Below are 14,480 nucleotides of genomic sequence, written 5' to 3' on the forward strand. Positions count from 1 at the left end.
TTAGGGCCAGTTTAGCGGACTTCATATAGCCAATAGGATGTTTCACAAGCGTTTGAAACCCCATTGGCTGGAGGTTTCTTGCAAGCGGGTCGTTCCGATCAGGCACAGACTGGGGATTTAACGCTGTCCGTTGCTGGAAACCTCTTCATCTGCCCCGTCTTTTCACTTGCATCAGTGCCAATGTTTTGACCTATAACGCACTTGAAGAGACGGGACAGATTGCTGAATTGCGTCAGACTTTAACGCGCTCGGATTTCGGGTCGTAAAAAGGTTTCAGTGATGCTTCTGCTTCACAGCGCACGCCAGCGACCTCGATTTCAAAAGACGAGCTGAGAAGCTGATCGGGGCTTTCGCCCGGGCATGGCACGTAGCCAAGCCCCATGGCACTGCCGAGGGTATGGCCATAGTTCCCGCTGCTCAGGAAACCAACAACTTCTCCGTTTCGCAAAATCGGTTCAGCGTGATAGAGCAGGGGCTCTGGGTCTTTCAGGCGGAACTGCACGAGCCGCCGTTGCAACCCTTCCTCGCGTTTGCGCAAAACAGCTTCACGACCGATAAAGTCGGGTTTGTCCCGTTTGACCGCAAAACCCAAACCAGCTTCCAGAATGTGATCTTCACAGGTGATGTCGTGGCCGAAGTGGCGGAAGCCTTTTTCGATCCGGCAGGAATCCATCATGTGAAGCCCACACAGTTTTGCGCCAAGTTCCTGGCCGGCTTCTTGAAGCGTTTCAAAGACATGTGCCGCCATGTCGGAGGAAACATAAAGCTCCCATCCCAGCTCACCGACATAAGTGACCCGGTGGGCCCTCGCCAAACCCATGCCGATCTCTATGTCCTGTGCCGTGCCGAACGGATTGGTTGCATTCGTGAAGTCGTTCGGCGAGACAGCTTCCAGCAATTTCCGGGAGTTTGGCCCCATCACGGCCAGAACAGCCTCGCCGGATGTGACATCGGTGATAACCACGCGGTAGTCGCCAACATGGCGGCGTAACCAGGTCTCGTCGGCCAGTCGCGTGGCCGCTGGTGTGACCACGAGATAGACGGTTTCGGAAAGACGCGTGACCGTGACATCCGCTTCAATGCCGCCCTGCTTGTTGAGCAATTGCGTATAAACGATTTTACCAACCGGTACCGAATAATCACCACCGGCGACATAGTTCAGGAATGGTTCGGCGTCCGGGCCTTCAATGCGAATTTTGCCGAAGGACGACATGTCGTAGATGCCGACATTTTCCCGGATCGTCATGTGTTCGCGTTTGGAGTTTTCAAACCAGTTCTGGCGTTTCCAGGTGTATCGGTATTCTCGTTCCTGACCTTCATCGGCGAACCAATTGGCGCGTTCCCACCCTGCGAACTCGCCGAAAACAGCACCCGATGCCTTGAGGTGCTCATGCAAAGGGGACCGCCTGATGCCGCGAGCGGTGGCTTTCTGCCGGTAAGGAAAGTGGTCCGCATAGAGCAGGCCAAGTGTTTCCTTCGACCGTTCATAAAGATATGTGCGGTTTCCCTGAAAGGGCTGCATGCGTGAAATGTCGACATCGCCGAGGTCGAAGGGCTTCTCGCCTGTGTTCATCCATTCCGCCAGCGCCATTCCAGCGCCGCCAGCGGACTGAATTCCGATCGAATTGAAACCTGCCGCAACCCAAACGTTGTCCATCTCCGGCGCCAGGCCAAGGTGGTATGCATCGTCCGGTGTGAAGCTTTCCGGGCCATTGAAGAAGGTATGAATGCCGACTTCAGCCAAAATCGGCAACCGGTTCACAGCGGCCTCTAGGATCGGCTCGAAGTGGTCGAAGTCTTCCGGCAGCTGGTCGAACTCGAAGTCTTCGGGAATGCCGTTCATGGCCCAGGGCTTGGCATTGGGCTCAAAAGCGCCAAGGAGGATTTTTCCCGCATCTTCCTTGTAATAGGCGCATTCGTCCGGAACCCGAAGGACAGGCATATGAGGGAGCCCGGAAACGTTGTCGGTGACGATATAGAAGTGTTCACAAGCATGAAGCGGAACATTCACACCGGCCATGCGTCCCAGTTCATGGCCCCACATGCCGCCACAATTGACCACGTGATCGCATTCAATGACACCGGTGCCGTCTGCTGATTGCCACTCGACACCCGTCACTCTTTGTCCGGCTTTCTGCAGACCGGTCACCTTGACCCGTTCCATGACCTTGGCGCCACCCATCCTGGCACCCTTGGCCAGCGCGAGTGCGATATTGGCCGGATCGCCCTGACCATCAAGAGGCAGATAAACACCGGCCACCACGCCGTCGGTGTTCAGATACTCGTATCTGGATTTGACTTCAGAGGGGGATATTTCCTCCACTTCCACGCCAAAGGCCCGCGCCATGGACGCTTGCCGGTAGATCTCTTCCTTGCGTTCCTCGGTGAGCGCGACCGTGATCGACCCGCAGCGCCGGAACCCGGTAGCAACCTCCGTTTCGGCCTCCAGCTTTCCATAGAGTTCCTGGCTGTATTTGGCGAGCCGGGTCATGTTTTCTGTCGCCCGCAACTGCGCGATCAGGCCGGCCGCATGCCAGGTCGTGCCTGATGTCAGCTGCTTGCGTTCCAACAGAACGACATCGGTCCAGCCTTGTTTGACAAGATGGTAGGCGACGGAACATCCGATGACGCCACCGCCGATAATGACGACGCGAGCCTTTGATGGAGGTGTCACGATGAGCTCTTTCCGATTTCAAGACCTGAGGAGATGTCTCCGTCAGACCGAGTGTTGATGGCTATGTCCAAAGGACGAATTTGAAATTGAAAACCAAGGGCTTGTCCTCAAGCCCTCAGTCGTTCGTTCTCGGGATCCCAAAGCGGCTGATCTGGCTGCACGACAGCCTTGTGGCGTTTGCCGTAGATCTCTACTTCAAGTTCCGTTCCAGGTTCCGCCAGGGTTGCCTTGACCACGCCGAGCGCGATGGAGGCATTGATCCTGTATCCCCATCCACCGGACGTGACTTCGCCGATCAGCTCGCCGTCCTTGAAAATGCAGGCCATATAGGGAGCATCGCACGCGTCGGCATCAACGGTGAGTGTGACAAATCCCTTTTTCGGTCCTTGTTCTGCTTCCGTTTGAAGAGCGGATTTCCCTGGATAGTCCTGCAGCTTTTGAAGTTTGACGAAGCGTCCAAGACCGCTTTCCAGCAGGGTGTAGTCGGAGGAAAGATCTACTTTCCAGGCGCGATACCCCTTTTCCAGCCGCAGAGAATTCAGTGCGAACATGCCGAATGGCGTTGCGCCTTGTTTCAAAACGGCATCGTAGATGACGGGCATGTCGTCGAAACTTGCGTGCACCTCCCAACCGAGTTCTCCTGCAAAGGAAACCCGAACGAGTAGAGCCGGTTTTCCGGCAACTTCCGTATATTGGTGGGTTAGCCAGCCCGTGGACAGGTCCGCATCCGTCAGTTTGGCAAAAAGCTCGCGGGATTTGGGGCCGCTTACAATAAGCGTTGTCACTTCACGTGTGCGATCCTTGAGGCTGAGACCTTCTGGCAGTCCGTCCTTCAATACAGCGAAGTCGTGCCATTGGGCAGGGGCTGCGGTAATCAGCGTGAAGTCGTCTTCGTCGTGTCTGATGATCGACATTTCGGTCAGGACGCGGCCACGGTTGTCGGGGAAATAGCCGAGTGTCATGCGGCCGGCTTTTGGAAGCGCGCCGGCAATCTTGTTGCGCAAATATTCCGCGGCACCTTCGCCGTTCAGAGCAAAGCGGCTGAAGCCTGGCAGATCGAGAACGCCGACACCGTCTCTGACGGCTTCACACTCTGCACGCACGCGCTGTTCCCAAGGCCCGGAACGATTCCAGGTCTGGGTGGCTTCTTCGCCGATGTCGTCTCCAGCTTCTGCAAACCAGTTTGCTCGCTCCCAGCCGTTGAAGGTGCCCATCTGGCCACCCAATTCAAGAACCTTGGTGTGGTTGGGGGACACTTTCCGGTCTGGTGCTGCAGGCCATCTGTGGTGCGGAAAGTGCATCGCATATTCGTGGCCGTACACTTCCTTGGCCTTGTCGACACAATATTGGTCGTCGGTGTAATCGGTATAGCGACGCGGATCGACGCACCACATGTCCCATTCGGTATGGCCGTGCATGATCCATTCGGCGGCGACTTTGCCAGCTCCTCCGCCCTGAGCGATGCCAAAGGTGAAGGAATGCGCTTCAAATGCGTTCGGGACGCCCGGCATCGGGCCAATCATCGGCAAGCCATCCGGCGCATAAGGGATCGGTCCGTTGATGTTTCGGCTGACCCCTTGGGTTCCCAAAAGCGGTACGCGGGCCATCGCGTCCTCGATGTACCATTCGAGACGGTCCAGATCGTCAGGATAAAGCTGAAAGCTGAAATCTTCGGGCATCTGATCGTCTGGCGTTACCCAGGCGGCCTGGCAGTTACGTTCGTAAGGCCCGAGGTTGAAGCCGACTGTTTCCTGGCGCAGATAATAAGAGCTGTCGACATCCCGGATCATGGGCAGTTTTCGGCCGTTTTCCTTCGTCCAGGCTTCAACTTCCGGCACCGGTTCGGTCAGGAAATACTGGTGGCTCATCACTGCTGCCGGGACAGGGCGTCCACCAAACGGCAGGAACCATTCCCCAACGCGCTTTGCATAGTAGCCGGCAGCATTGACCACATATTCGCAGCGAATGTCGCCCTTGTCCGTGTGGACGATCCATTCACCATTTTCCCGACTAACGCCCGTTGCCGGCGTGAAACGCGTGATCTTAGCGCCATGGGCACGTGCGCCCTTTGCGAGTGCCTGTGTAACCTGGGCAGGATCGATATCGCCGTCGAGTGCATCCCAAAGGCCACCTGCAAGGTCATGGGTCTCCATGAATGGGTAATGTTGCTGCAATTCCTCTGGTGTGCAGATGTCCATTTTTAGACCCATCTGCCGTGCCATACCGACCGCGTGCTCGAATTCCATCATGCGCTCGTCGCTGTGCGCCAGGCGAATTGCCCCGGTCACATGATAGTTGATCGGATAGTCAACCTCATCGGCCAGGCCGCGATACAGCTTCAAACTGTAGCGCTGCATGTTCATGATGCCGTAGTTCATCGCGAAGTTCGGACAGTTTCCTGCGGCATGCCAGGTTGAACCTGCGGTCAGTTCATTCTTTTCCAGCAGAATGCAGTCGGACCAGCCGTTCTTGGCAAGGTGATACAGCGTGGCAACACCAACGACACCGCCGCCGATGATTACAACTCGGGCTGTAGAGGGTACGGACATTCAGTATTCCTTCTTGGAATGCGTCAATAAACGGGTGGGGAAATCACCCAAATGGCGATTGCGGGCTCGGAGTAGGGATTGCTCCAGCGATAGGCCGCATTGCGGATGCGAAAGCTGTCTCCTGCCGCCACGGTGAAAGGTTCATCATCGAGCCAGATATCCAGTTTTCCGGAGATGAGATAGGCGACTTCCTGCGTGGGGCGCTGAATGGGTTTGTCGCGCGACGAGCCAGGCTGAAAGGTGGAGTGGATCATCTCGAAATTGTCGGTCAGATCGGGCGAAATCAGCGTCTCGAGAAGTCCGGCGTCGCGTTCGCCAATTACTCGGCGGGCCTTCGCCCTGACGACTTTGCCACTCTCGTTTTCCGGACCATCGGTGCTTCCGAAGAACAATGAAACCTGCACTCCGAAAGCGTCCGCGATCTCCCGCAGGTCGGACATTCTGGGTGTTGAAATGTCACGCTCTACCTGCGACAGCCAGCCGACAGATCTGCCCAATCTGTTGGCCAGGTCTTCAAGCGTCATTTTTCGGGCCGTTCGAAGAGCTCGGATGTCCTCGCCCAGACTGCTATGTTCCATTCTGAAGACCTGCTTGTGAAAATTTCACCGATAATTTCATGCGACAATATGAAAAAATCAACAAAAATTTCACGCCGCAGAAAGATTCTTTGTCGTGCCGCCAATTCGCTTCGCTGAAAGGAACTCAAACGTGTTGAATTCGGTGCGAATTTCGCGTTCGGCAACCGTTGTTGTGACTGGAAAAATCTAAGGTGTGAAATGCGGGTCAGCTGATTTGCGCGCTGAAAAGAGCAAGCCGGCTAACGGCGGGCTTCCCTGATTTTTTTGCCGATAAGGGAAATGCCATCGGGAATACGCGCCGAGGCAATGGAAGAATAGGCCAGGCGATAGTGCCCAGGGTCTTCTTCATCGGTCGCGAAAAAGGCGCTGCCGGGTTCAATAAGAACCCCATCCTGTCTGAGGCTCATAGCAAGTTTTGTGCTGTCGATGCCGTCTGGTGCCTTCATCCAAAAGGACGATCCGCCGAAGGTTCCCTGCGTTGTGAGTGAAAGTCGTTCTTCACTGATGCTTTGCTCCATGATCGAGCGCCGTTTCCGATAGATGCGCCCCATGCGCGCGATCTGGGCGTCATAGTGACCAAGGGACAGAAAATAGGCCGCGGTACGCTGAATGAGGCCAGGCGGGTGGCGCAATACAAGCGACCGCAGCGCGCGTGCTTCACGGATGAAAGGTTCTGAGGCAACGATGTATCCGAGCCGCAGTCCGGGAAAAAGCGACTTGGAGAACGAACCCACATAAATCACACAGCCTGTCGGATCGAGGGACTTGAGAGCCGGGGAAGGGGATTTGAGAAACGAAATCTCGAATTCATAATCGTCTTCAACGACAACAAACTCACCTTCGGCGGCCAGCTCCAGGAGCCTGTGACGACGGGATACCGGCATTGTTGCGTTTGTGGGGCAATGATGGCTCGGCGTGGTGAAAACCACGTCCAGACTATCTGGAAGCTTTTCAGGTGGCAGGCCGGCGTTATCGACGTCAATGGAGATCGTGTTGCATCTGGTCTGATTGAGGATTTGCCGCAGGCCAGGGTAACAGGGGTTTTCTATTACAGCCGTACGGCGCTGGGTTAGCAGTATCTGCGCGGTGATCCAAAGCGCATGTTGTGCGCCCATTGTAATCAGGATCTCTTCCGGGCGCGCGGTGATCCCGCGTCTCGGCAGGATCTGGCGCAGGATAAACTCGACCAGCATAGGGTCGTCGCGCTCGTAATAGTCGGTCGCCAGAATGTCGAAATCCTTGCGGCCGACAGCCTTCAGTGCACAGTTTCGCCAGTTGTGGTGATCGAAGAGACGCGGATCGGACTGGCCATAGATGAAGGGATATTTGTAGTCACGCCAGTTTTGCGGACGCATGACGGGCACATGTGCCAGGAACCGCTGGCCAAGCGTGCGTGACCAGTCGATGCCCGTGTTTTCCGACTGGTCCGGCAAATTGAATTTCGGCCTGCTTGGAGCGTTTTGCGCGACGTAATAGCCGGATCGGCCTTTTGAAATCAGATATTCGTTGGAGACGAGTTCTGTATAGGCAATCGTGACCGTTATCCTGGCGACACCAAGATGCTCGGCAAGTTTGCGGCTTGACGGCATCCGTTCGCCCGGCAGGCAACGACCGGACAGAATGGCTTCGACCACGAGCTGCTGTATTTGCTGCTGCAGCGAGGTTTCAGTGTCGGGTCGAAGGAAGAATGTCTCCGCCGGTATTGCCATGCCTGGACCTAATTTTTGGAATGTCTGGACCTATTAGATGGTTCATCGGGTCGTTTGGCAATTGAAATTCGCGCAAAAAATAAGCGTGGTTGTTTCGGGGCAACCACGCTTTTCAGTTTCAGGGAGTTATCGCTGTTCGCAGCGAGTTGTTATCCGAAGACCCGTGTCAGTGCGCCGTCGATCGCGTCCGTGATCTGGTCGATATCGTCTGACGTCGCAATCAGAGCCGGAGACAGACAAATGGTGTTGTTGAGGCCTGGCAAGGCGCGGTTGGTGACACCGATGATGACGCCTTGCTTCATGCAATCGGCAACGATTGCCTGCATGAGTTTTTCTTCCGCCGGTTCCTTCGTATCGCGATCCTTGACCAGTTCAGCACCGCAGAAAAGACCAATGCCGCGCACATCGCCGATCACGGAGTGCTTGTCCATCAGTCCGTGGAGATTGGCCATCAGCCGCTCACCCATTGCGGTTGTGTTGTCGAGGAGACTTTCGTCCTCGATGATCTTCATGTTTTCAAGGGCTGCCGCCGGACCGGCAGTGCAGCCGCCAAAAGTGGAAATGTCGCGGAAGTGGTTCAAGGGATCACTTGTGTCGTCCTTGAAGAGGTCGAAAACCTGTTCAGTGGTGACCATGCAGGCAATTGCGGCATAACCTGACGCCACACCCTTTGCCATCGTGACAAAGTCCGGCTTGATGCCGTAGTGCTGGTAGCCGAACCATTTTCCTGTTCTTCCAACGCCACAGACCACTTCATCGATGTGAAGCAGGATATCGTATTTCCGGCAAATTTCCTGAACACGGTCCCAATATCCCTTGGGAGGGGTGATTACACCGCCGCCTGCGGTGACCGGTTCCAGGCACAGTGCACCGACAGTATCCGGCCCCTCACGCAGGATCACTTCCTCAATGGCGTCGGCCGCACGTTCGCCATATTCCTCAACGTCCCATTGAGCGCGATATTCGCAGCAGTGGGGAACGGAAACAAAACCGGGCGTATAGGGACCGTATTGCGCATTACGCTCCGGTTGGCCGCCGGCAGAAATCGTCGTGATGGACGAGCCATGGTAGTCACGCTCCCGGTAGAGGATCTTGTGCTTTTTGCCGCCGTATCGCTTGTGAGCGATCTGACGCACGATCTTGAAGGCCTTTTCGTTGGCTTCAGTGCCCGAATTGGTGAAGTAAACGCGGCTCATGCCCGGCATCTTGGAGATGAGACGCTCGGAAAAGAGCGCTCCTGGAATGGAGCCGGCGGAATTGGCGAAATAGTTGAGTTTGATGAGCTGATCACGAATGGCGTCAGCAATAGAGACGCGGCCATAGCCGACATTCACCGTCCACACACCGCCCGAAACAGCATCCAGATGCTCTTTGCCGGTCGCATCCCACAGCCGCATGCCCTTGCCTTCGACCATGATCTTCGGGTCGGTCGTTTCCAGGGACTTGTGTTGAAAGAGGTGATGCCAGACATGGCTGCGGTCGGCTTCAATGATTTCGCTCATGTCGTTCGGGGATGCTGCAATATTCACGGCCATATCCTTTCGTGCGTCAGCTTCATGCGCGACTGAAGAGTGAATTCGATTGAGAGTTCTGCCAGCCTAAATCTAGGCAATTGCTCAGTTTTCAAGCAGGAACGTCAATTTCCGGTCCAGACAACATGCACCCAGCGGCGACATATAGGGCCAGATCGGGAATAGCTTTAGTTCCAGTTGAGTGTTTCTATTGTAACCGTGCGGTTCTGTCGTAACCATTTTCAAACGCAGGCCAGCCGTACAAACTGGGAGACGGCAAAAGACAGGAACACCTGCATGCCTGCATAATAACGAGGGAACAGTGGGAAGATAAAAATGACCTACAAAACTAAACTGTTGAGCGCGGCTGCTGCACTGGCATTCATGAGTGGCCTACCGGCAACTGCACAATCTGAAGAACTGACCGTCGCTTACTTCCTGGAATGGCCAATGCCTTTCCAGTACGCCAAGGCGACCGGTATGTATGACGAAGCGCTCGGGATGCCTGTCAAATGGGTGTCCTTTGACGCTGGTACGGCAATGTCGGCAGCTATGGCGTCCGGCGACGTGCAAATTGCCGTCAGCCAGGGTGTGCCTCCTTTCGTGGTTGCGACTTCCGCCGGACAGGATCTGATCTTGGCAGATATCGCTGTGAGCTACTCTGAAAACGACAACTGTGTCGTCGCAGAAACGCTCGAGATCGAAAAAGAGAACGCCAAGGAACTGGAAGGCAAGAAAGTCGGCGTTCCGATCGGAACGGCCGCCCATTTCGGCTTTCTGGAGCAGATGAAGCATTTCGATGTTGACATCACGACGATGGAAATCGTCGACATGGCGCCGGCCGATGGAGCAGCTGCATTCGCTCAGGGCAACCTGGACATGGTTTGCGGCTGGGGCGGTGCGCTGCGCCGCATGAAGGAACACGGCAACGTGCTTCTGACGGGTGCTGAAAAAGAAGAACTCGGCATTCTTGTTTTTGACGGCATCAGCACACCGGCAAACTTTGCGGCTGAAGAGAGCGAGCTTTTGACCAAGTTCCTCGCGGTGACCGAAGAAGCCAACGCCATGTGGAATGCCGGTGACAAGAAGGCTGAAATGCTGAAGGTCATCGCAAAAGACGCTGGTATGGATGAGGCAGCGGCGGAAGAGTCTCTGGCGACCTTTACCTTCCCGACAATGGAAGACAAGCTGAGTGCCAAGTGGCTTGACGGCAACGTCCAGAACTTCATGCTCGGTGTTGCAAACGTGTTCAAGGAAGCCGGATCGATCCCGGTCGCTCTGGACACTTATGCTGATACGGTCGATTCCAGCTATCTGGCCGCGGCACAATCCAACTGATTGGCGTATCCTGCATTGAATGGGGCGGCGCTCGTCGCCGCCCCATTTCTTTTATCTTAATCAGGCTGCAGGAGATGGTCGGCTATGGATGGCCTTCATATTGAAAATATTTCCATGCGTTTCGATTTGCCCAACGGAACGCACGTCCAGGCGCTCAAGGATGTCTCCATTGAGCTGAAGACGGGCGAAATCATGTCGGTTCTCGGACCATCGGGCTGCGGCAAGACAACCTTGTTGAACATATTGGCCGGGTTTCTCGCTCCGACGGACGGTCAGGTTCGCATGAACGGTCACGTGGTGACCGGGCCGGATGCCGAACGGGGAATGGTGTTCCAAAAGGGCGCTTTGTTTGAGTGGATGAGCGTCCGCAAGAACGTGGATTTCGGCCCGCGAATGAAGTCGATGCCGAAAAAGCAGCGCGACGAGATCGTCGATCACCTTTTGGAAACGGTTGGGCTTCAGGACTTCAAGGAAAAGGCGGTTTATGAACTTTCCGGCGGCATGCAACAGCGTGTTGCGCTCGCCAGATGCCTTGCGAACGATCCTGACGTCATATTGATGGATGAACCGCTTGGCGCTCTCGACGCGCTGACGCGTGAAAAAATGCAAGGTCTCGTGCTGAAGCTTTGGAAAGAAACAGGCAAGACCGTCATTCTGATCACACACTCGGTTGAAGAGGCGCTGCTGCTTGGGGAACGCCTGTTGGTGATGGCCCCAAGGCCGGGACGCATTCACAAGGAATACCGACTTCCTTTCGCTGATCGCGGTGTGAACATGGATTTGCGCGAGGTCAAGAAAAGCGAAGGCTTTGCTGAAAAACGGGAAGAAATCCTGTCAATGATCTGGGAAATGGAAGAAGAAATCATGGGCAGATCGGAGACAGCAGCATGACCGGATCCGTTGTCTTCCTAATTTACGCCGGCCTGTTTCTGGCCAGTTTTTTCCTCGTCCGGTATCTCAGCGGCAAGCTGCAACGGGGACAGGACTTCACGAGCCTGAAAACCGTTACCTTCGGTGATGAAAGTGCGATCACACCCAACAGGGCCGCGTCCGTGATTTCAATTGTGGTGATCTTCTTCATCTGGGGTGCCTTCACCGGCTCCAAATGGGTGCCGGTTCACGTTCCAGGCCCGTTTGTAGGAGAGACGTCCTTTACCTATACGGCCACGGACGCTAGCGGAAAATCTGCTGATGCCACGGTCGATGTGATCGTTCACGAGCCTGGTGTGAAAGCCGACAAGCCGGAGGTCGCGGCCTCCGACGGGTTTGCCCAGAACGATTCTGGCACCGTTGGTGCCTGGCGGTCTGTTCTTCTGAAAGTCACGCGGAATGACGGTGAGGGCGCGGAAGTAACTGCTGTCGACGGTCAACCGATATCGGCTGGTCAAAGTGTCAGTGTTGAAAACGGCACCGTCACCATGACGCCGAAAGGCTCACTAAGCTTCCAGCCAAGCAAGGGCTTGCAGATGGAACCCATCTGGATGCCGGCACCTGAAGCGGTGGTCGTCCGGTTTGCGGAGATTGCTTCTCAAGGCTATCAGAACTTTACCTTGTGGGAGCACCTTGGCTGGTCGCTCTTGCGCGTGGTTGCGGGCTTCCTGCTTGGATCGCTTATCGGCATTCCGCTTGGTTATGCGATGGGCTTGTCCAGTTGGGTGCGCGGCTGGTTTGATCCGATCGTCGAATTCATGCGACCTGTGCCACCGCTTGCTCTGATCCCACTGGTCATCATCTGGTTCGGCATCTGGGAAACCGGCAAGATCGTACTGCTGTTCCTGGCAGCTCTCTGGATCATGACAATTGCGGCAAGGGCGGGGGTCTCTGGCGTGAACATCACCAAGGTTCATGCCGCGTATTCCCTCGGGGCCAGCAAACGGCAGATCCTGCAATATGTCATCGTGCCCAATTCCCTACCGGAAATCTTCACCGGTGCGCGCGTTGCCATGGGCGTTTGTTGGGGAACGGTGGTTGCGGCTGAACTTGTCGCGGCTCAAAAGGGCGCGGGTATGATGATCATCGCAGCGTCCAAGTTCCAGCTGACGGACATTGTCATCATGGGGATCATCCTCATCGGCATTGTCGGCTACAGCATTGATATTCTGATGCGTTTTGCCGAACGAATTCTGGTGCCGTGGAAAGGCCGTTCCTGACAAAGGAAACACGAATGAAATCTGCGGCAGCTCCAATCACATCTGGTTGGTGCTGCCGTAGGTTCAGCCACGTCGCAGCCACATCATTTCGGTATTGAGGCAGTGTTTGATCACTGCATCTTTATTGGCCAAGCACATCTCGAATCATTGACATTTTCATTTGGTTGATCGAACGCTGACGCGAAGTTTCGGGAGGCGTTTTTGTTTTGTTTATCCAAGCCTCTGAGTGTCATATGCACTGGTTTCAACAAGAGCGTCTAATCCCATTTTAGGTATAGATTTCAAGAGTTAGGCATGTAGCCGTCATTTAGAAGAACAAGTTCCTGAAGGAGGCGTCACTCGTTTTCGCACAGGGCATTCTCATCTTTTGATTTTGGTCAAGACTCCATAACCCACGATGGCCGACCTTTTGGGTTTTCAGGGAGGGCTGGTTGCGACTGTTCCGTACATATCTTTTGCACAACGGTACGAGAGTGTCCGGCAGCCAGAAAATCATTCGCGCGGAAAATGCCCAGTCTGCTGCGGAAATCGTTGCCGGAAAAAAACTTCGCCAAACAGGCTCCGAGCACGAGGTTCGCGTTGAAGTCCATTCCGTTGAACCTGCCCAAGGTCCGCTCTTTTTCTATTTGCTTTGATTAGGTCGAAGCGATTGCTCGGAGGAGACGATTTTCAGCCACGAGCGACATACAAAATCACAACAAATAAGAAGTTGATAGTTATTGTGTCCTGGCCGCAAACACGATTTACTTAGTCAAAGACGTTATTTGAATGTTTTCCATTTTATCGTTTCTCGCAAACAAAAATATTTTGAGTTTTTCATGGTTCGTGGCGCACAAACAGGAAGTCGAAACCCTAATTCTCGTCGCAACAGAGCTGCAAGCTTTGCCCGACATCAGCTTTTGCAAAGAGTGCAATCGCGCAGCCAGGCTTTGCTCCGATCAAAGTTGCAAAACAATGCCAGGGTATTGAGCAGAGAGGAACTTCGCGCGCTAACAAATCCGCGACGGAAGCCAAATAATGTCGATGGAAACTACAAAACGCAGCAAGGAATCGTTGCTGAAAACGCCTTGAAACTCGTAGAGGAATACCTTCTGGAAAAACTGAAGCAACATCACAACGATCCATCGATGAATGATGCCCAGAGTAAGTTGCTTTTGAAGAATGGTCAGGCCTCAAGGCGAATGACACATGAGTTTGTGCACGGGATGCCACTCGATGTAGATGGAAACACCATTCACTTCAAAAGAGGGAGTGGTCAGCCTTACATAGTTGTTTCCGACTTTGAAGAACTACGAAACTATGTGGTTCTTGTGGATGTGTACGAAGTAACTGTCTCAAATAGTCATGGCTCGCTGCCATGCACCTTTGAGAATCCGGAAGGTGCCGAAATCGTTTTGGCGACACAACCCGCCGCTGCGATCATGTCACCGGGAAGCTCAATCTTTATCCCAATTGAACAGTTTCTGAGGCGCTAGTTGAGCCGATCGAACACAAGACCTTAGAAGTTCCCAGTGCCGAGTAGTCGTTACGTCGAGGATTTTGAAGCCGAACGTGTTCGGTACACCAGAAAAATTCTGGCCATGTGAGTTGCAACAACGTGCCTGCAACGAAGAATTAGTTTGTGCACGAAGTTACACTCAAGAATGCTGATTGTTTTCTGGCGAACCGTCGCACGTGTAACGCGCAAGAACGGATGGCGGGAACGGGATTATCCGGGACTATCCGGGATCTGGTGAAACTTGGCGGAACTCTGCGGCAAACACGTGGGAAATGACGGCGCTTAGCGGAAACTGGTACGCAACTTCATTTGGCCCAAGCCGGGGAATTCTTGGAGAGCAGATTTCGCGCCAATTGAAATTACCATTAGAAATCAATTGCTGGCGGAAGCTGAGGTGGGAACTGAAACACGTTCCTTGAAACTAGTTCCCACCTTGGCAAAAGGGCTGTTTTCTCGCAATTTCTCCAGCTAGG

10 protein-coding genes are annotated in these 14,480 nt (G+C 54.4%); 5 read left to right on the plus strand and 5 right to left on the minus strand.

Annotated elements, in window-relative coordinates; all coding sequences use genetic code 11:
- Positions 1 to 232: 232 nt before the first annotated feature.
- The 5 genes from K1718_RS13120 to K1718_RS13140 form a co-directional block, all read right to left on the minus strand.
- On the minus strand, positions 233 to 2,674 hold the full coding sequence (locus K1718_RS13120) for a GcvT family protein (protein WP_265682326.1): 2,442 nt from the start codon (positions 2,672 to 2,674) through the stop codon (positions 233 to 235).
- Between the two features lie 107 nt (positions 2,675 to 2,781).
- Complete coding sequence (locus K1718_RS13125) at positions 2,782 to 5,223, minus strand: GcvT family protein (RefSeq protein ID WP_265682325.1); 2,442 nt, start codon at positions 5,221 to 5,223, stop codon at positions 2,782 to 2,784.
- 23 nt (positions 5,224 to 5,246) lie between these two features.
- On the minus strand, positions 5,247 to 5,801 hold the full coding sequence (locus K1718_RS13130) for a helix-turn-helix domain-containing protein (protein WP_152501345.1): 555 nt from the start codon (positions 5,799 to 5,801) through the stop codon (positions 5,247 to 5,249).
- 239 nt (positions 5,802 to 6,040) lie between these two features.
- Positions 6,041 to 7,510 carry a MocR-like pyridoxine biosynthesis transcription factor PdxR gene (pdxR, locus tag K1718_RS13135; RefSeq protein WP_152501346.1) on the minus strand — a complete coding sequence of 490 codons (1,470 nt, stop codon included), beginning with the start codon at positions 7,508 to 7,510 and terminating at the stop codon, positions 6,041 to 6,043.
- 149 nt (positions 7,511 to 7,659) lie between these two features.
- The gene (locus K1718_RS13140; protein WP_173005991.1) at positions 7,660 to 9,039 is read right to left on the minus strand and encodes an aminotransferase family protein; all 1,380 of its coding nucleotides are present in this window, start codon (positions 9,037 to 9,039) and stop codon (positions 7,660 to 7,662) included.
- Between the two features lie 318 nt (positions 9,040 to 9,357).
- On the opposite strand from K1718_RS13140, the gene K1718_RS13145 reads away from it, so the two are divergent.
- From K1718_RS13145 to K1718_RS13165, 5 genes are all read left to right on the plus strand, one after another.
- The gene (locus tag K1718_RS13145) at positions 9,358 to 10,359 is read left to right on the plus strand and encodes a taurine ABC transporter substrate-binding protein (RefSeq protein WP_152501348.1); all 1,002 of its coding nucleotides are present in this window, start codon (positions 9,358 to 9,360) and stop codon (positions 10,357 to 10,359) included.
- 84 nt (positions 10,360 to 10,443) lie between these two features.
- Positions 10,444 to 11,250 (plus strand): taurine ABC transporter ATP-binding protein, encoded by an 807-nt coding sequence (locus K1718_RS13150; protein WP_152501349.1) that lies wholly within the window; start codon positions 10,444 to 10,446, stop codon positions 11,248 to 11,250.
- A complete protein-coding gene (locus K1718_RS13155; RefSeq protein WP_152501350.1) occupies positions 11,247 to 12,509 on the plus strand; it encodes an ABC transporter permease subunit in 1,263 nt (420 codons plus the stop codon). The genes K1718_RS13150 and K1718_RS13155 overlap by 4 nt, the downstream gene beginning before the upstream one ends.
- 431 nt (positions 12,510 to 12,940) lie before the next feature.
- Entirely contained in the window at positions 12,941 to 13,144 is a 204-nt protein-coding gene (locus K1718_RS13160) for a hypothetical protein (protein ID WP_152501351.1), read from the plus strand.
- Positions 13,145 to 13,273: 129 nt separating this feature from the next.
- Positions 13,274 to 13,984 carry a hypothetical protein gene (locus tag K1718_RS13165; RefSeq protein WP_265682322.1) on the plus strand — a complete coding sequence of 237 codons (711 nt, stop codon included), beginning with the start codon at positions 13,274 to 13,276 and terminating at the stop codon, positions 13,982 to 13,984.
- Positions 13,985 to 14,480: the final 496 nt, after the last annotated feature.

Source organism: Roseibium porphyridii, from assembly GCF_026191725.2.
Classification (GTDB): domain Bacteria; phylum Pseudomonadota; class Alphaproteobacteria; order Rhizobiales; family Stappiaceae; genus Roseibium; species Roseibium porphyridii.